Raw genomic sequence first — 18128 nt, 5'->3', positions numbered from 1 at the left:
CGGAGCTCCCCTGCATGCGTGTCCGACTTTCCCTGCTCGCCACCGCGCTCGCGCTCGGCCTGTCCGCCGTCGCTGCGCGTGCCGAGACCATCCTGCGCTACGGCATCTCGATGGCCGACATCCCGCTGACCACGGGACAGCCGGATCGCGGCGCCGGGGCCTATCAGTTTACCGGCTATACGATCTACGATCCGCTGGTCGCCTGGGACATGAGCGTCGCCGACAAGCCCGGCAAGCTGATCCCTGGCCTCGCCACCGAGTGGAAGGTCGATGACGCCGACAAGACCAAGTGGCGCTTCACCCTGCGCAAGGGCGTCAAGTTCCACGACGGCAGCGACTTCAATGCCGACGCGGTGATCTGGAATCTGGACAAGGTGCTCAACGATAAGGCACCGCAGTTCGACAAGCGGCAGAGCGCGCAGGTAAAGACCCGCCTTCCGTCGGTCGCGAGCTACGCCAAGATCGACGACTCCACCGTCGAGATCACCACCAAGACCGTCGATTCGTTCTTCCCCTATCAAATGCTGTGGTTCCTGATTTCGAGCCCGGCGCAATATGAGAAGCTCGGCAAGGACTGGGACAAGTTCGCCAGCCAGCCCTCCGGCACCGGTCCGTTCAAGCTGACCAAACTGGTGCCGCGCGAGCTCGCGGAGCTCAGCAAGAATTCCGAATATTGGAACAAGGACCGGCTGCCCAAGACCGACAAGCTGGTGCTGGTGCCGATGCCGGAGGCGCTGACGCGCACCAACGCGCTGCTCGCCGGCCAGGTCGACCTGATCGAGACGCCGGCGCCGGACGCTGTGCCGCAGCTCAAGGCCGCCGGCATGAAGCTCGTCGACAACGTCACGCCGCATGTCTGGAACTACCATCTCAGCGTGCTGCCGGGCTCGCCCTGGACCGACATCCGCCTGCGCAAGGCGCTCAACCTCGCGATCAATCGCGACGAGGTCGTGGGGCTGATGAACGGCCTCGCCAAGCCGGCCAAAGGCCAGGTCGATCCGTCGAGCCCGTGGTTCGGCAAGCCGAGCTTCGAGCTGAAATATGATCTCGCCGCGGCCAAGAAGCTGGTCGAGGAGGCCGGCTACTCACCAGCCAAGCCGCTGAAGACGACCTTCATCATCGCGCAAGGCGGCACTGGACAGATGCTGTCGCTGCCGATGAACGAGTTCCTGCAGCAGAGCTTCAAGGAGATCGGCATCGACATCGACTTCAAGGTGGTCGAGCTCGAGACTCTGTATACGCATTGGCGTAAGGGCGCGGCCGACGAGATGAATGCCGGCATCACCGCCAACAACATCGCCTATGTCACGTCGGATCCGCTCTATGCCATCGTGCGCTTCTTCGCGTCAGACCAGATCGCGCCCACAGGCGTCAACTGGGGCGGCTACAAGAACCCGAAGGTCGATGCGCTGATCGCCGAGGCCAAGCAGACCTTCGATCCGGCCAAGCAGGACGAACTGATCGCCCAGGCCCATGCGGCCGTCGTCGACGATGCCGTTCTGGTCTGGGTCGTGCACGACACCAACCCGCACGCGCTGTCGCCGAAGGTGAAGAAGTTCGTGCAGGCCCAGCACTGGTTCCAGGACCTGACGACGATCGGGGCGGAGTAGCTGCGGCAGCGTCGCGCGCGGTCGTCATTGCGAGCGCGGCGAAGCCATCCTGGGCCGGGCCACCGGCCATGGATTGCGTCGTCGCTTCGCTCCTCGCAATGGCGGCCGCGAGACCCTTGCGCCACGGAGCGCGACTACTTCGTCATCAGTGCGTAGGCGCCGTTCCAGTCGTCAGGCGGTGGGCTTTTTTGATAATTGCGGATACGCGCTTCGTAGAGATCGTAGAGCTTCGAGAGCTCGTGCGCCTCGTCGCTCCGGCGTCCGCGTCCGATCGCGGTCAGCGCTTCGTCCCAATCGCGGCTGCGATAGGCCGCCAGCATCTCGATGGTGAGATTGCGCAGGCGCTGAAAGCGCTCGGAATGCATCACGTCTTCACGCCCGGTAATGGCATAGATCACCTCAGGCTCGGTCTTGCCCTTGACCATGACGAAGTCGAGCTCGAGAATCGCCAGCCTGTCCTTGACGGCGAGCGCGGTCTTCGAGCCGACGATGATCGGGAAGCCGTATTCCTTGGACTGCCCCTCGAGTCGGGAAGCGAGATTCACGCTGTCGCCCAGCACCGAATAATCGAAGCGCTGATCCGAGCCGAGATTGCCGACCACGCAGACGCCGGTGTTGAGACCGATGCCGATATTGATCGGAATATAGACGTGACCGCCGTCCTTGGCCTCCTGCTCGCGCGCCTGGTTGAGCTCGTCGACGCGCGCGAGCATATCCAGCGCGGCTTCGCAGGCATTCAATTGATGCCGCGCATCATCGAGCGGGGCGTTCCAGAACGCCATGATGGCGTCGCCCATATATTTGTCGATCGTGCCTTTGCGCGCCAGAATCGCATTGGTCAGCGGCGTCAGGAAGCGGTTCATCAGCCGCGTGAGGCCCTGCGGATCGTGCTTGTAGCTTTCGGAAATCGTGGTGAAGCCGCGCACGTCGGAAAACATGATCGTCATCTCACGCTCCTCGCCGCCGAGCACCAGCTTCTCCGGCGAGTGCGCGAGCTGCTCGACGAGCGCCGGCGAGAGATACTGGCCGAAGGCGGAACGGATCTGCCGGCGCTGGCTCTGCTCGCGCACGAAGCTCGCGAAGATCAGCGTCAGATAGATGGCCGTGGTCGACAGCATCGGGTAGGTGAAATCGATCAATAGCCGGTGCTGGGTGTAGAAGTACCAGGACAGGCCCATCAGCGCGGTCGCAAACACGGCGCCGACCACCACCAACGTGACGGCGCCGAGTTGCGGGGCGAACACGATGACGAGCAGGCCGAGCACCAGCGCGCCGAAAAACTCCGCCGGCAGCCCCCAATAAGGCTGCGTCAAGATCGCGCCCGTCAGCGCGCTCTCCAGGACCTGGGCGTGCACCTCGACCCCCGGCATCGCCGGCGAGATCGGCGTCGTCTTGATGTCATTCAGGCCGGCCGCCGAGGGTCCGATCAGCACCAGCTTGCCGGCGATCCTCTCCGGTGGCACCCGGCCGTCCAGTACGTCGATGGCGGACACGTAGATCGATGGATCACGCTCGGCATAATGCAACCAGAGCTGCCCGTGCGTGTCGGTCGGAATCTGCACGCGCCCGAGCCGGAGCCTGATGATGCCGCTCTTGTCCGTCTCGATGAGGATCGTGTCCGAGCCGGTCGCGACCCGCAGCATCTCGAAGCTCAGCGACGGCATGATGTCCCCCTGGGCCAGCATGATCATCGGGACCCGGCGGATGATGCCGTCGCGCTCCGGCTTGATGGTGAACAGGCCGCGCCCGGCGGCCGCGTGCTCGATCACGGAGACGTTGCGCAACAGCCCCGGGAAGTTCCACATGAACCGCTCTGCATCCTGGCCGCGGGTCGCGATGCCCGTCTTGGGCAATGTCCTGTCGAGATCTGCGCGGGCCTCAGGACCACCGGATTCGCCGAGCACGACGCGCGATCGTTGCAACGCTTCGGCGAGCACCTGGTCATTGGAAGGCAGGGTCCTGAGCTTGTCGCGCGTTGCCTCGTCAAGATTGGGAAAGGTCTCGGCCGCGAGCGCGGGATTGAGCCGGTCCGGCTCGGCAAACACCACGTCGAAGGCGATGACGACCGCACCGAGTCGCGTCAGCCTGTCGATGATCTCCGCGATGCGCGTGCGCGGCCAGGGCCACTGACCGAGCTTGGGATCAGCAAGGCTCTTTTCGTCGATATCGACGATGGTCACCGGCCGCACCGTCTTCACCCGTGGGCTCAGGACCTGGAAGTTGTCGAAGGTCCGGACGCGCAATTCCTGCACCAGGGCCGGATCGGCGACGCGCAGACCCGCAAAGCCCAGCAGCAGCAGCAGGCAGATCGCGCGCGCATAGCCGAACCGGCGCGCGAACCATCTTGGCACGGCCTTCAATCGCTTCATGACAGGACCGCCATTGCGCGCTTGGCTTCGACAGGCCGAGCGTCACGAGGTCTGCGCCGGCATCCACCTTTGTCAAGGGCGATCATGGCGTGCCAAGGACCGCTGCCCCCGCCATGGCACTTCGTCTGCGCATGATGTCTCGCGGAAAGCCGGTTTCCACTTGTCCGGATCATGCTCTAGACGATGTGGAAATCGTTCTGATGGTTCTGCAGCTGCGCGACCGTGACACCCTTGAGCGTGATCGTGTCATGCGCCGCATCGGTGATCACCGTGTCACCATTCACCGTCTTGGCGCTCTCCAGGATCGCCGCCACATTGGCGAACAGCGAATGGTCGATCTCGATCGTGTCCCTGTTGACGTCGAAATCGGCGATCGTGGCGCTGCCGAAATGCGGATTGAAGACGAACGTGTCGTTGCCGCCCTGGCCGAAAATGGTCGCGCCGCCACCGACATTGACGAAATTGTCGTCCTGGCTGGTCCCGGTCACCGTCGCCGCGCCGTTGCCGACCAGCGTCACGGTTAGTGGCTGAATGCCGGAGGTGCCGTGACCATCGCTGACAGCGGCCTGATAGGTCACGGTCAGCGTGTCGCCGGGCTGGAGGAAATCCAGGTCGACGTCACCCGGATGATAGGTCCAGTGCAACACCTGCGAGCCACCATTGGAGGTCGCGCTATCGAACGTGACGGCGCCGGCGGCGGCCAACGCCTCGGCATGCGCATTGGCCGGCAGGGTCGATGAACCGTTGTATTTGACGACAGCGCTGCCGAGTACCGATGCGGTCAGGGTGTCGCCGACATCCCTGTCGATCACGGTGAGGGTGCCCGACATGCCGCTCGCCAGCTTCACCGGCTGGTCGGCGATATAGCCTGCAGACACATTGTCGATCTCGAACGCGTCGACGCTGCTCTCGAGCACGACCTTGTTGAACGGCGCGAGTCCCAGGAACTCGACATAGCCGTTCGAAGCGAAGGAGCCCCGTCCGCCATCCGCGAGCAGCGGCGCGACATCGCTGCCGGTATAGGATGCGACCAGCTTGTCACCATCGTAGAACGAGATGGTGTTGTACCCGTCGACCGAGCCCCAATACAGCCCGAAGCTGTTCTTCACGCTGTCGAAGGTGATGGTCTGCTGACCGTGATTGCCGATGCTCAGATAGTTGGTCTGGTCCTGGCCACCGCCGACATAGGGCGCCGTGGAGACCGACGAGGAGCCGTGAACGACACCGGCCCGCCCTTCCGCCGTGAAGGTGGCGTGCAGCGCTTCGCTGTAGAAGCTGCCGTAACCAGCGCCATTGTCCGAGGCTGAACCGGCGGTGATGCCATCGAACGTCTCCGTCGCCATGCCCTCGGCGTTGACCGTGGTGCCGGCCGGAAGCACGGTCGCCTGCTCCGCCAGGACGACGATCTGAGTGGCCGGGTTCGTTTCGCCGACGATGACGGGTGCGTCGTCTGCGCCGTGCACGGTGACGGTGACCGGCACATCGCGAATGCCGCCATGACCATCGTCGATCTCGACCGTATAGGTCAGCGTCACCTTCTGGTCGGCACGGAGATAATCGAACATCTTGTCAGGGGCGGAGAAGGTCCACGCCTGCGACCCGACAGCGCCCTTGCCGGAATCGGTCAATGCGCCGAGCGAGAGCCAGCTCTTGAGCACCGAGTTGTCGGACGGCAGGCTGCCATCATCGCCGGTCGCGACGACGCCGGTCACCTTGACGATATGCGCATCGGTGGCGTCGGCATCAGTAAAGGTGATGACGCCGCTCGCGCTGTCGGGCAAATCGGAGCCGGACGTGTTCGCCCGCTCGGCGAGCTCAGCGGTCTGCACGTCGCTTGTCACCACGGGCCGGTCATTGCTGCCTGTGATGGTCACCACGATCGTCGCAGGGGCGGTGCCGCCGTGATGATCATCGACTGTCACCGTGGAGGTGACGGTCACGCTCTCACCTTCGCCAAGGAAATCGAGCGTTCCATCGGCGACGGAATAGGTCCAGGCGACGGTGCCATTGTTGGTGTTGCCGCTCTGGCTCAGCTGCAGCGCCTGCTCCAGCGCGGCGATCTGGCCCGACGTCAACTGGCTGGAGAGATCGGTGTGGTGATCCGCCGCGATCCAGCTGACGCTTTGAGAATGAGGCAGAATTGCAGCGGTCGGACGATCGCTCAGGTCGCGATCGCTGAAATGAATCGTGCCGCCAATGCTGTGCGAATCGAGCGATCCGGTCTGTCCGGTCGTTTCCGCGATCGCGCGGGATTGGGCGGGATTGCTGATGACCGGCGCCGAATCTTCGGCGGCCAGCGTGATCAGCGTTCCGCCATGGCCGTCATCGCTGCCGACGAAGTGAGCCCCCGAATAGTCGGCGCCACTCAAGGTCAGGCTGATGCTGTCACCATCACCGTCGCTGACCGTCAGGACGCCAGTCTTCGCGTCGTAGGATGCTTTCGTCGTGGCATTCCAAGCAATCGCCGACAGGTCGATCTTGTCGGAGACGTCGAGACCACTGATCTTGGCGGAGAAGCTGGCGCCGTCGACGACGAGCTCGCTGCTGCCCAGGCCGCTGAAATCGATCGTCTGCGCGTTGCCGCCGCCAAGGTGCAGGATGGCACCGGGATCGATGACGATCGTCCCTGCGCCGGAGATCGAGCCGGCGACATCGAACGTCCCGCCGACGATCTCGATCTTGCCGTCATTGATGATGCTGCCACCGACGCTGCTGAGGCCGCTCGCGGTGATCGTTCCGTAAACATGCAGCGTGCCGTCGCCGCTCACAGTGGTGCCGGCAAGGCCAAGGATCGCCCCGAGATCCACCGTGAAGACGCCGGCATTATCGACATGCATGCCCGACAGGGTCACGTCGCGCCCGGACACCTCCAGCGTTCCGACGATGCCGATGCTCAGTGTTCCGCCGGCCATCGTCGTGCCGCCACCCAGCACCAGGGTCGATGGCACCGCCGCAGCGCCATCATCATCAATGATGATTGCACCGCCCGCATTGTCGATCGCGACGTGATCGAACGCCGTTGCGGCCTGGGTCTCGACATGCACCGTGCCGCGATTGACGAGGCCGCCACCGCTGATCGTGCTGTTCTCGAGCACCAGCAATGAATTCTGGTCGACCTGAACCGTTCCGGAGTTGAGCGCTGCGACGCCGTTCAGCGTCGCGCCGGCCGCCGAGGCAACCTCCAGCATGGCGCCAGCATCGATCGCCAGGCTGGCACCGGTCACGACAGTACCGCCCTTCAGGGTCAGGCTTACGGGCGCCTCGGCCGCGGCGACGGCCAGAAGCTGGACGTTGCCGCCGCCGGTATCGCCGACCAGGATTGCGCCGCCATTCACCGCGCCGCCATCGATGCTGCTGTCCCCGACCACCGCCACGGTGCCGTGATTGGTGACCGTACCACCGGTGATGAGCGCTCCCGACAAAGCCAGCCGGGCCGTATCCTCGATCTTGATGACTCCCGACGCATTGTCGACGCGGGTGTCGAGATCGAGCGTCAGCTCGCCGCCGGCCTTGACCTCGATCAGGCCGACATTCGTGACGCGCTCGTCGGAGACGACGTTGCCGCCCCCGGATGCGTCGAGAGTACCGAAATTGGCTAGCTCACCATTGCTGATCACCGCCCCGCCCGTCAGGACGAGCAGTCCGTCGGCCTTCTGTTCGGGCTTGTCAGTGCCCTCATGCGTTCCGACGACCTGAATGTCCGGCACGCCCTGGATCAGGATGGTGCCGCCGTCGATCCTGCCGCCCTGAACGGTCAAGGTTGCCGCCAGATCAACCTGCAGGAGGCCGGAGCTGCTATCAGAAGCATTTGCGATCTCGCCCAGCACCGAGAGCGTACCGCCGGACAGCTCGATCGTTCCCGTATTGCTGATGCCGGCGCTGGCACCGAATACGCCGCCGCCGGCCAGCAGCACCGTGCCGGCATTGTGCAATTCAGCGTGGTCCAGAAGCTGAACCGCTCCCCCGACGTTGATCGTGGCCTGAGCGTAATTGAAGATGCGCGCGTCGGACTTGGCCGTCAGCGTACCGCCGATGGTCAAGCTGCTGGCATTGTCGAGCTCAGGAACGGCGCCGCCGCCGAGATCATCGAGGCTGACAGTCTTGGCGAAAGCGGCCCTGTCGATGGTGACGGGGAACGCCGGGGTCAGGCCGTGGGTCTGGTCGGTGACGATGCGGACATCGTCCGAAGCGGTCGGCGCAACGCCGCCGCGCCAATTCGCACCATCGCTCCACAACAGAACCTGCGCGCCGCTGCTCTCTCCGGACTGCCCCTGGGTCGTAGCGATCCAGACCAGACTCGGGTCCCCCGTTCCGGCGATCGTCACCGTGATCGTCTGCGTGGCGATCGCGCCGTGAGAATCCGTAACGCTCACCGTGTAGGTCAGCGTCAGGCTCCGCCCCGCCGGGACGAGATCGGCGGCGGCGGCGGGCAGGCTGCCCAAGCTCCAGTTGATCTTCCCCGTGCCGCTGCCCGTGCTGTCCGAGGCCAGGGAGGCCGTGAGGGACTGCTCAAACAGCGCGAGCAGCGCCGGCGGGATGGTGCCGCCGTTTGGCAGCTCTGCGCTCGTCAGCTTGGCCGACACGGTGTGGGTGTCGGTGAGATCGACATCCTTGAAGGTGACGCTGCCGGACGTCGGATCGATGGAGGTGAGCGCGCCACTCGGCGCGTTGCTGCCCGTGAGCTTGATGGTCTGAGCGCTGGTCGTGATGACGGGCCCGTCGTTGGTGCCGGTCACCGTGATCGTAATCGGCACCTCCTTGAACTCATTGGCGCCGGGGTAATTGACGTCGACACGCACGATGTAGGTCAGCGTCAGCGTCTCGCCCGCGGCCAGGAAATCGAAGGCGTTGTCGGGAACGCTGTAGGTCAGCGTCGCAGAGCCGTTATTGTTGTTGTTCGGGTCCGGCGTGACCGAGACCTTCACGGCAGTGGCCAGGACATCCTGCAACTGCAATTGATTCAGAGCCCCGGTGACGTCGGCCTGCTGCGCGCTCTTGTAGCTAAAGGCGCTGAAGCTCACCGAAACTGTCGGCCGATCGAACACGTTGATATCGGCGAAATTGACCCGGCTGAGAACGGTGTCGAGATCGGTGCTGTTCCCGGTCTGGCCGACCCGCTCGTTCACGCCGAATGCCGTGGTGACACCACCTGTGACGTCGAGAACCCTGACCTCCAGTTGACCCGGAATGCGAAAGGGCGGCGCTGACGTTGTGATGGTCGTGGGTGTCGAACTGGTATTGTCGGTGACGAGGATCTTCGGTACCGCGCTGGTGCCATTGGCCAGGGTCAATGGCGTCAGCGCTTCAAGCACGCCGACATCGGTGAAATGGGTCGTTGTCTTCGGGTTGGTGTTGTCGGTGAATTTCAGCGTGAAGACGTCGTTGATCAGCTTCTGGAGATCTGGCGTCAGGGGAACGGCGCTCTGGTTCACCACGCCGTTGCTGATCTGGATCTGCTGCCCGGCCTGGTTGACCACGGCGATCGGCTGCAGCGTCGTCTTGTCGAACAGGACGTAGGAGCCGGTGCGGCCATCGGGCTCGACCAGCACCTGGAATTTGGCGTCGGGCAGAGTGCCCTGCCCCGGCACCGTGAAGTCGATCTCCACCAGCACGGCGGTGCCGCGAATGCCCATGGTGGCCACGGGCGTATCGACCTTCATGTCGCCGTGCTTGGCGGTCTCGCCGGCAACGAAGGAGATGGTCCCGGCGACCAGGCTGATCAACGACGAGTTGTTCGATCCGTTGGGATCGTACACCATTTCATTCAGCACCATCCGCGCATTCGAGGACAGGCCGAAGACCGTGCCGTCAATGAAGGTGATGCCCAGCGTGGAATCCGAGCCGGATTGGACGACGTCACCCTTCTCGACGTTGTCGCCCTGGTGCAGGATGATCGAGACGCCGTTACGGATCGCGGTCGCAGTCCCCTGCAGCTTGGTGACATGACCGATCACCTTGCCGGCCGGCGCGGAAGCCCCGGCCTGACTGACCTGAACGGCTCCTGAGAGTGCACTGACGACGTCACCGGTCAGATGCGCGCCGTCGGGCGACGCGAGCGCGGCCCGCTTCTCGCCCTTGAAATAGTCGGGCAGGACCACGTCGCGGCCGTCGACCGACAGGATCAGGTCAACACCGGATCGCTTGAAATCGGCATTGAACAGAAAATGCGCGTCCGGAACGACGACGGCTCCCGCGGGCGCGTGAGCCGGCGGAGCATCGAACCGCACATGATCATGCGCGGTCGCACCGAGGCTGTCGGAGAAATGCGCGGCGCCAGATTTACCAGCGTAATTCACGGGACCACCGACGTATGGTTAATTATTACATAACAATGTGCGTTCAATGCGTGCATATCACTGGCGAGTCTCGGGCGGAACCATCTTCAGCTTGTGCTGCAGGGCCAGAACAATGGCCTCCGTCAACGGTTTGCTTGAAAATTGCCAATATTCGGCCTTCCGACACGCGATGTCGCCACATATTCGGAAGTATTGAATCACCAAGATTCCGCCCTTCGAAGTAAAATTTAGTATTCGCTCGCATCGCTTTGCTGGGGGCGACCACTGCCGCCACCTGCGCAATCCGTTATCAGCCAGTTTCAAGTGGCCGACTGTGATCGAGCCAACAGATATCTACAGATTGTATGGAATTCGTCGTACCTGCTCGCGCCCGCACATGCGCAACCTAAAAGTGAATTGCCGCACCGCTTGCGATCAACTGAACGGTTAATCCGGCGCTTTCAATAGGATTTGTCGCAGCGAGGCAACACAACGTTCAGCTTAATTCGGCCAATTCTTCAGCGGCTCCCGGGAATTAAGCGGACCACAATACCCAAGCCCCATGTTGGTCCCCAACAACATCCGGGTCCGCAATGCGCGACGTCGGACAGGAGAGATCCGGCACGGGGCGTCAGATGAACATTCGCGCACTGATCCGCGCATCGATCGCGGTGCTGACCGCCAGCCTGTGCGCTGGCGGCCCGGTTGTTGCGGGACCGATTGGGCAGCCGCTGGGATTGACGATCATCCTTGAAGACACCGGAGAACCGTTCGGCCTGCCGCGCCTGGACCTGGAAGCCGGCGCCGTGAAGGCCAAATGGCAGACGCTTGCCCGTCAACTCGCCGACGAGCGCGTCCAGCTCGCGCTGTGCGATGGCGATCGCGAACGCTGCGTCTCGGACGCGGCTCTGCGCCTGCTCGCCATTGTCGACCAGGGCCGCGCGAAAGACGGCCGCGCCCGGCTCGGCGAGATCAACCGCGCGATCAATCTTGCCATCCGGCCCGCCAGTGATTTCGCCCAGTATGGTAGAATGGACGTCTGGAGCGCGCCGCTCGCGACCTTCGACCGCCGCGCAGGCGACTGCGAGGACTATGCCATCGCCAAGTTCGTGGCGCTGCGGCTGGCCGGTATCGCGGCGAGCGATCTGCGGATCGTGATCGTTCGCGATCTTGCCCGCGGTGAGGATCACGCCGTTGCGGCCGTCAGGCTGGATGGCCGCTGGCTGATGCTGGACAATCAGCGGATGGCGATGGTTCGCGATAGTGATGCGCGGCAAATTCGCCCGCTCTTCGTGATGGACGAGACCGGTATCGGCCGATATCAGGCCTCCCCCTTCTGGTCGGAGGCGGGTGCGGCGCTGCCCGTTCCGAGCGCCCTGGGTTCCCGCTAAGGCGGACCGGCGCGCCTCCTGCCGCGATCCTGACTCCAGGCCATGCTGCCATCATGTCCGGGTTGCCCGGGCCAGCGAACACCCTTGCGCAGGACACGGCGCACCGGCCGGCACGGGAACCCGCATCGATCTCGCAATCGCGCGGCCGTTCACCCGGCCGCAACGAGTTGCGTCCAAGTTGCAGACGCAAACCGAACGAGCGGCCATGACCTCAGACAGCCCCGCCCTCGCCGTGCGAGGACTCGCGAAACGTTTCGAACGTCCGGCCGTCGACGGGCTCGACCTCGTCGTGCGCGCCGGTGAATTCTATGCGCTGGTCGGCCCCAACGGCGCCGGCAAGACCACGACCTTGCGGATGGTCGCCGGATTGCTGCGCCCCGATGCGGGCGAGATCGCGATCTTCGGCATTGACGCACTGCGTGAACCCATCGCCGCGAAGCAGATGATGGCGTGGGTCTCGGACGAGCCGATGATCTACGACAAGCTCACGCCACTTGAATATCTCGAATTCGTCGCCGGCCTGTGGGGCATCGATCCCGCAGCGTCCGGCGAGGCAGCCCGCGAGCTGCTGGTCTCGCTCGGGCTGGAAGGCCATTTGCACGAGCGCTGCGAGGGCTTTTCCAAGGGCATGCGCCAGAAGGTGGCGCTGGCCGGCGCCCTGATCCACGATCCCCGGCTGATCATTCTCGATGAGCCGCTCACAGGCCTCGACGCGGTGTCGGCGCGACACGTCAAGGGGCTGCTGGCCGAGCGCGTCCGCCGCGGCGGGACGGTGATCATGACCACGCATATTCTCGAAGTCGCCGAGCGCATGGCCGACCGCATCGGGGTCATCGCGGCCGGACGTGTGTTGGCCGAGGGCACGCTCGCCGAGCTGCGCCAACAGAACGGCCGGACCGACACCAGCCTCGAGGAGCTGTTCATCGCTCTGGTCGACGTCGAGCCGGCGGCATGACACGGACGGCGACGCTCGCATGGTTTGCCCGTCACGAGCTCAGGCTCGCCTGGCGAGAATGGCTCAGCATGATCACGGCCGGGCGGCGCCGCCGCACCCGCGTCGCGATCATTGGCCTGCTGCTGTTTGGCGCCATCATGCATCTGCCGGCCTGGGTGGTGGTCGGCCGCTACGCCGATCTGCGGCCACCGCTCGACAAGACCGCACTGATCGTGATCACCGCGACCATCATGCTGTCCTGGGCGCTGATGCTGTCGCAGGCGATCGAATCGGTGACACGGGTGTTCTACGCCCGCGCGGATCTCGACCTGATCATGTCGTCGCCGGTACGGCTTGCCGAGATCTTCTCGGTCCGGATCGCCGCGATCGCGCTGTCCGTGACCAGCATGGCGCTGCTGCTGGCCACACCGTTCGTCGATATTCTGCTCATTGAAGGCGGCCTGCGCTGGCTCGCGGTCTTCGTCGTCGTCGCGGCTGTCGGCCTCACTGCTGCTGCGATCGCGATCGCGATCACGATCGTCCTGTTTCGCCTGATCGGCCCGGCCCGCACCCGGCTGGTCGCGCAGATCCTGGCCGCCGTGATCGGTGCCGGCTTCGTCATCGTGCTGCAGATCGCAGCCATCGTCTCCTACGGCACGCTGTCGCGATTCGCGGTCCTGACCTCGGACGCCGCGGCCGCGATCGCGCCTGATCCGGACAGCCTGATCTGGCTGCCGGCCCGCGCCGCGCTCGGCGACGGCCAGGCGCTGCTGATCCTGCTCGCCACCGGGCTGCTGCTGCTCGGCGTCGTGATGCTGCTGTTTGCCCCGCGTTTTGCCGACACCGCGATCAGCGCCGCGGCCCAGGGCGTCTCCAGCCGCGCCGGCGCCCATGTCAGGGCCTTCCGCGGCGGGTCGCGTCAACAGGCGCTGCGGCGCAAGGAGTTCATGCTGCTGCGGCGTGATCCCTGGCTGATCTCACAGACGCTGATGCAGCTGCTCTACCTCGTGCCGCCGGCGCTGCTGCTGTGGCGGAGCTATTCCGACAGCTCGCAGGCCGTGATTCTGATCACGCCGGTGATCGTCATGGCCGCCGGCCAGCTCGCCGGCGGACTGGCCTGGCTCACCATCTCCGGCGAGGATGCGCCCGAACTGGTCGCGACCGCACCGCTGACGGCGGGGCGAGCCATGCGCGCCAAGATCGAGGTGGTGCTGATCACCATCGCCGTGATCTTCGCACCGCTCGTTCTGGCACTTGCCTGGATCGCACCGGCACAGGCGATGGTCACGGCGACCGCCGTGCTGATTGCGACCGTCTCCTCCACCGCCATCCAGCTGTGGTTCCGCATCCAGGCACGGCGCAGCCAGTTTCGCCGCCGCCAGACCTCGTCGCGGCTCGCGACCTTCGCGGAAGCCTTCTCCTCGATCGGCTGGGCCGCGACGGCCGCGCTTACGCTGGCGCTGCCGGAGGGCGCGGTGATCTGCGGGCTGATGACGGCAGCGCTGCTGTTCGCCGCCTGGAAGCTCAGCCCGCCCCGAACCTGACATCCTCAGCGCAGCAGCTCCATCACCGCCGCCGCAAAGGCCTCAGGCGCCTCCTGCGGCAGATTATGGCCGGCGCGCGTGATCACGCGATGCGCGATCCGATTGCTGAATTTCGCGGCATGCGCCGCGCCGTCGGTGGCCGGGATCACGCCGTCACTGTCACCATCAAGCGTGATTGTCGGCACATTGATGACGGGCTGGGCCGCCAGTCGCTGCTCCAGCTCCTGGTAACGCGGATCACCGGCGGCGAGGCCGTAACGATGGCGGTAGCTGTGGATCACCACGTCGACATGATCGGGATTGTCGAAAGCCCGGGCCGAGCGCGCGAAGGTCGCATCGTCGAAGCCCCAGTTCGGCGACCATTGCTGCCACAACAGCCGCGCGATCTCGGCGCGGTGGGCGGCCAGCCCGGCGCGGCCGCGCTCGGTCTGAAAGTACCATTGATACCAGAAGGCGCATTCGCGCGGCGCAGGCGCCGGCTCCAGCGCCCGGGCAATGTCCTGGATCAGGTAGCCATTGACCGAGACGAGCCCCTGGCAACGCTCCGGCCACAGCGCCGCAGCGACGCAGGCCGCGCGGCCGCCCCAATCATAGCCGGCGAACACCGCGCGCGGAATCGCCAGCGCATACATCAGCGCGATCAGGTCGGCGCCGACCGCCGCCTGCTGGCCCGAGCGCGGCGTCGACGGATCACGAAAGCGCGTCGGCCCATAGCCCCGCACATAGGGCACGATGACGCGGCAGCCCTGGGCCGCCAGACGCGGCGCGACCTCGACATAGGAATGAATGTCGTAGGGATAGCCATGCAGCAGGATCGCCACCGGTCCATCGGCGGGGCCACTCTCCACATAGGCTATTCTGAGCACCCCGGCATCAACCGCGCGGACCGGCTGCATGTCCTGCGCCTGCGCTGATCCTCCTTGATCCGTCATGCTGTCCTCCGCGAGTGCTGAACCACCTTGCCCATTCCAGCGCTGCGATGATGATAGGTCTGATCCGGTTTCGGCGCTACACTCCCACGCGCTGTTGAAGGGGAACCGCCATGCTGCGCTCGCTGGTCTCGCTGCTTGCCATCCTGGTCTCGTTCGCATCGCCCGGCCTGGCGCAATCGGGGCCTCGCGCCAGCGAGTGCCTGGCGATGGCGGGCAACGCGCCGCGCGCGATGCCGGTGAGCCTGCGCCGGGCCGCCGCGTCCGGCAACGAGGTGACCATCACCTATGCCGGCCATTCGACCTATTTCATCGACACGCCCGAGGGCATCCGGATCGCGACCGACTACAGCGGCGCCTACCAGGTCGGACGGCTGCCCGACGTAATCACGATGAACCGGGCGCACTCGACGCACTACACGCTGGCGCCCGATCCGCGCATCCCGCATGTCCTGCGCGGCTGGGGCGACGACGGCAAGCCGGCGCAGATCTTCGAGCGGGTCGGCGACGTGCTGATCCGCAACATCACCACCGACATCCGACGCTATTTCAGTGACTCGCTCGGCGCCGACATGATCAAGGACGGCAACTCGATCTTCATCTTCGAGGTCGCCGGGCTCTGCATCGGCCATCTCGGTCACCTGCACGTCAAGCTCGACGAGACCCATTTCGCCGCGATCGGCCGGCTCGACATCGTGATGGTGCCGATCGACGGCACCTATACGATGTCGCTCGACGGCATCTCCGAGATCACCAAGCGGCTGCGCGCCTCGGTGGTGCTGCCGATGCACCGTTTCGCCACGCCGCTGGACGAGTTCATGCGCAAGATCGGCCAGCAATTCGAGATCGACCGCCGCACCGAGCGGACCCTGAAGATGTCGCGCGAGCTCTTGCCGTCGACGCCGACCGTGATCATCCTCGACGGTGTCTAAATGTAAGGCAGCAGGCACCGTAAACCATCGCATCACAACCGCGCCAGCACCATAAACGTCACGCGAGCGCCGCAATTTGTTCGCGGCCCCGCCAAACCTCCTGATCTAGTGTTTATCCGCACTGCAAGATGCGGACGCGCTTGTTATAGTCGCGTAACGCAACTTGCAGCATGCTTTCACCTTTTGAGATTTGCCGCCTTCGCAGAGACAAGGATTTGCCGACATGCGCCGACTGAGCCTCACAACCGCCCTCCTGCTGTCGACCGTGACCTTCGCCATGGCTGGCGAAACGCCCGCACCCGACAACGCCAAGGCCTATTTCATCAACCTCAAGGATGGCGATACGGTCACCTCGCCGGTGTTGATCCGCTTCGGCCTGTCCGGCATGGGCGTTGCTCCGTCGGGCACCGAGGCTCCGAACACCGGCCATCATCACCTCCTCATCGACGCGCCTGCGCTCGAAGGCGATGCGCTGAACGAGGCGATCCCGGTGGACGCCGAGCACGTCCATTTTGGCAAGGGCCAGACCGAAGCCTCGGTCAATCTGACGCCGGGCAAGCACACGCTGCAGCTCGTGCTCGGCGATTGGAGCCACATCCCGCACAACAAGCCGGTGATGTCCGAGCGCATCACCGTGAACGTGCAGGCCACGACCGGCAGCGCGAAGCAGTAACGCTGCCTCGCGGACCGCGGCACCGCGGGGCATTCGAAGCAGTCGACAATCTGGGCCGGTGCGGACATCGCTCCGGCCCATGCGGGCTCAAGCCCACTCGCCCTTGCGGAACACCGGCACGCGGCGGCCATCGGCATGGATGCCGTCAATGTCGGTCTCGGCGGCGCCGATCATCCAGTCGATGTGGATCAGGCTCTGATTGCCGCCTTGGGCCGCGATCTGCTGTGGCGACAGCGAGGTGCCGTTGACAAAGCATTTCGAGTAGCACTGGCCGAGCGCGATGTGCGAGGCGGCGTTCTCGTCGAACAGCGTGTTGTAGAACAGCAGGCCGCTCTTGGAGATCGGCGACGAGTGCGGCACCAGCGCGACCTCGCCGAGCCGGCGCGCGCCCTCGTCGGTGTCCAGCACCTTGTTCAGAACCTCTTCGCCCTTCGACGCCTTGGCCTCGACGATGCGGCCTTCCTCGAACTTGACCTGGATGTTGTCGATCAGCGTGCCTTGGTAGGACAGCGGCTTCGAGCTGACGACGTGGCCGGAGACGCGGCGGCAATGCGGCGTGGTGAACACCTCCTCGGTCGGGATGTTGGCGTTGCAGACGATGCCGTTCTTGGCGGTCGACGCGCCGCCCTCCCATTCATGGCCGTCGGCGAGACCGATCGTCAGGTCCATGCCGGGGCCGGTGTAGTGCAGCGCGCTGAAGCGCTGGCCATTGAGCCATTCGGTGCGCTCGCGCAGCACCGCGTTGTGACGCTCCCAGGCGGACACGGCATCTTCCCGATCGACACGCGAGGCGGCGAAGATCGCGTCCGCGAGCTTGGCGACGGCGACCTCCTCCGGTACATCGGGGAACACCAGCCTGGCCCATGATGCGCTCGGATAGGCGATGATGTTCCAGTTGGTCTCGAAATTGGTGATCTTCTCCAGCGCCGGCTGGTAGGCCTTGGAATTGGCCTTGCTGGCGCGTGCGACCTTGGCCGGATCCTGACCAGACAGCAGCATGGGATTGTCGCCGACGATCGCGAGCCGCGCGGTGTTCTCCGAGAACGCCTTGGCCATGCCCTGATAGAGCCAGTCAGCGGCACGATCGAAGCTGTTGTCGTGACCGAAGCGGTAGCGCGCCAGCGTCAGCTCCTCATCGGAGAAGAACGAGGTCACGATGCCCGCGCCGGCCTTGTAGGCGTGCTCCGCGACCTTCCGGACCAGCGGCAGCGCCACCGACGGCGCGGTCAGCAGCAGATCCTGCCCCGGCTGCAGCTGCAGGCCGACCTTCACCGCAACCTCGGCAAGACGGTCGAGCTTCACGGGATCGATGGCGGCATCGAAATTGCGCGGATGTGCGGTCATCAGAGGTATCCAGTTCCGGTTTCTTTTCGCGGTCTTCAAGAGATAGGCCAATGAATGGGACGGTCAATGGCGAAGCAGCGGCAGTGCGGTCATCTCTCCGCCCCGCTGGGGGTGCAGCGGCGGGATG

At 64.8% G+C, this 18128-nt stretch carries 10 protein-coding genes; 6 read left to right on the top strand and 4 right to left on the bottom strand.

From position 1 onward, the window contains the following. Positions 1-14 precede the first annotated feature (14 nt). A complete protein-coding gene (locus tag HL671_RS15945; protein ID WP_012046960.1) occupies positions 15-1610 on the top strand; it encodes an ABC transporter substrate-binding protein in 1596 nt (531 codons plus the stop codon). 134 nt (positions 1611-1744) lie between these two features. Here HL671_RS15945 and HL671_RS15940 read toward each other — a convergent pair whose 3' ends face one another. Both HL671_RS15940 and HL671_RS15935 read right to left on the bottom strand, forming a co-directional pair. After that, positions 1745-3979 (bottom strand): CHASE2 domain-containing protein, encoded by a 2235-nt coding sequence (locus tag HL671_RS15940; protein WP_172236965.1) that lies wholly within the window; start codon positions 3977-3979, stop codon positions 1745-1747. A 176-nt stretch (positions 3980-4155) separates the two neighbouring features. Beyond that, entirely contained in the window at positions 4156-10275 is a 6120-nt protein-coding gene (locus tag HL671_RS15935) for an Npun_F0296 family exosortase-dependent surface protein (protein WP_172236964.1), read from the bottom strand. Positions 10276-10889: 614 nt separating this feature from the next. Here HL671_RS15935 and HL671_RS15930 point away from each other — a divergent pair. The 3 genes from HL671_RS15930 to HL671_RS15920 all read left to right on the top strand — a co-directional run bounded on the left by HL671_RS15930 (position 10890) and on the right by HL671_RS15920 (position 14123). Continuing rightward, entirely contained in the window at positions 10890-11645 is a 756-nt protein-coding gene (locus HL671_RS15930) for a transglutaminase-like cysteine peptidase (protein WP_012046964.1), read from the top strand. 205 nt (positions 11646-11850) lie between these two features. Further along, complete coding sequence (locus HL671_RS15925) at positions 11851-12600, top strand: ABC transporter ATP-binding protein (RefSeq protein WP_172236963.1); 750 nt, start codon at positions 11851-11853, stop codon at positions 12598-12600. Further along, positions 12597-14123: a permease gene (locus HL671_RS15920; protein ID WP_172236962.1), complete on the top strand. Its 1527-nt coding sequence runs from the start codon at positions 12597-12599 to the stop codon at positions 14121-14123. The genes HL671_RS15925 and HL671_RS15920 overlap by 4 nt, the downstream gene beginning before the upstream one ends. Positions 14124-14128: 5 nt before the next feature. Here the strand turns inward: HL671_RS15920 and HL671_RS15915 are convergent, their stop codons facing one another. After that, a complete protein-coding gene (locus tag HL671_RS15915; protein ID WP_172236961.1) occupies positions 14129-15055 on the bottom strand; it encodes an alpha/beta fold hydrolase in 927 nt (308 codons plus the stop codon). A gap of 110 nt (positions 15056-15165) precedes the next feature. Here HL671_RS15915 and HL671_RS15910 point away from each other — a divergent pair, with 110 nt between their 5' ends. Next, entirely contained in the window at positions 15166-15984 is an 819-nt protein-coding gene (locus HL671_RS15910) for an MBL fold metallo-hydrolase (protein ID WP_172236960.1), read from the top strand. 223 nt (positions 15985-16207) lie between these two features. Further along, a complete protein-coding gene (locus HL671_RS15905) occupies positions 16208-16657 on the top strand; it encodes a DUF4399 domain-containing protein (RefSeq protein ID WP_012046969.1) in 450 nt (149 codons plus the stop codon). 87 nt (positions 16658-16744) lie between these two features. On the opposite strand, the gene HL671_RS15900 is transcribed toward HL671_RS15905, so the two are convergent. Next, complete coding sequence (locus HL671_RS15900) at positions 16745-18001, bottom strand: aminopeptidase (protein ID WP_012046970.1); 1257 nt, start codon at positions 17999-18001, stop codon at positions 16745-16747. Positions 18002-18128: the final 127 nt, after the last annotated feature.

This window comes from Bradyrhizobium denitrificans, from assembly GCF_013179005.1.
GTDB lineage: Bacteria > Pseudomonadota > Alphaproteobacteria > Rhizobiales > Xanthobacteraceae > Bradyrhizobium > Bradyrhizobium denitrificans.
Note: the sequence above shows the minus strand (reverse complement) of the source record. Positions and strands in the feature narration are given on the sequence as shown.

Coding starts and splice junctions, on each gene's coding strand:
- HL671_RS15930 (WP_012046964.1), top strand. CDS start 10,890: ATGAACATTCGCGCACTGATCCGCGCATCGATCGCGGTGCTGACCGCC.
- HL671_RS15920 (WP_172236962.1), top strand. CDS start 12,597: ATGACACGGACGGCGACGCTCGCATGGTTTGCCCGTCACGAGCTCAGG.
- HL671_RS15900 (WP_012046970.1), bottom strand. CDS start 18,001: ATGACCGCACATCCGCGCAATTTCGATGCCGCCATCGATCCCGTGAAG.
- HL671_RS15910 (WP_172236960.1), top strand. CDS start 15,166: ATGCTGCGCTCGCTGGTCTCGCTGCTTGCCATCCTGGTCTCGTTCGCA.
- HL671_RS15905 (WP_012046969.1), top strand. CDS start 16,208: ATGCGCCGACTGAGCCTCACAACCGCCCTCCTGCTGTCGACCGTGACC.
- HL671_RS15915 (WP_172236961.1), bottom strand. CDS start 15,055: ATGACGGATCAAGGAGGATCAGCGCAGGCGCAGGACATGCAGCCGGTC.
- HL671_RS15940 (WP_172236965.1), bottom strand. CDS start 3,979: ATGAAGCGATTGAAGGCCGTGCCAAGATGGTTCGCGCGCCGGTTCGGC.
- HL671_RS15925 (WP_172236963.1), top strand. CDS start 11,851: ATGACCTCAGACAGCCCCGCCCTCGCCGTGCGAGGACTCGCGAAACGT.
- HL671_RS15945 (WP_012046960.1), top strand. CDS start 15: ATGCGTGTCCGACTTTCCCTGCTCGCCACCGCGCTCGCGCTCGGCCTG.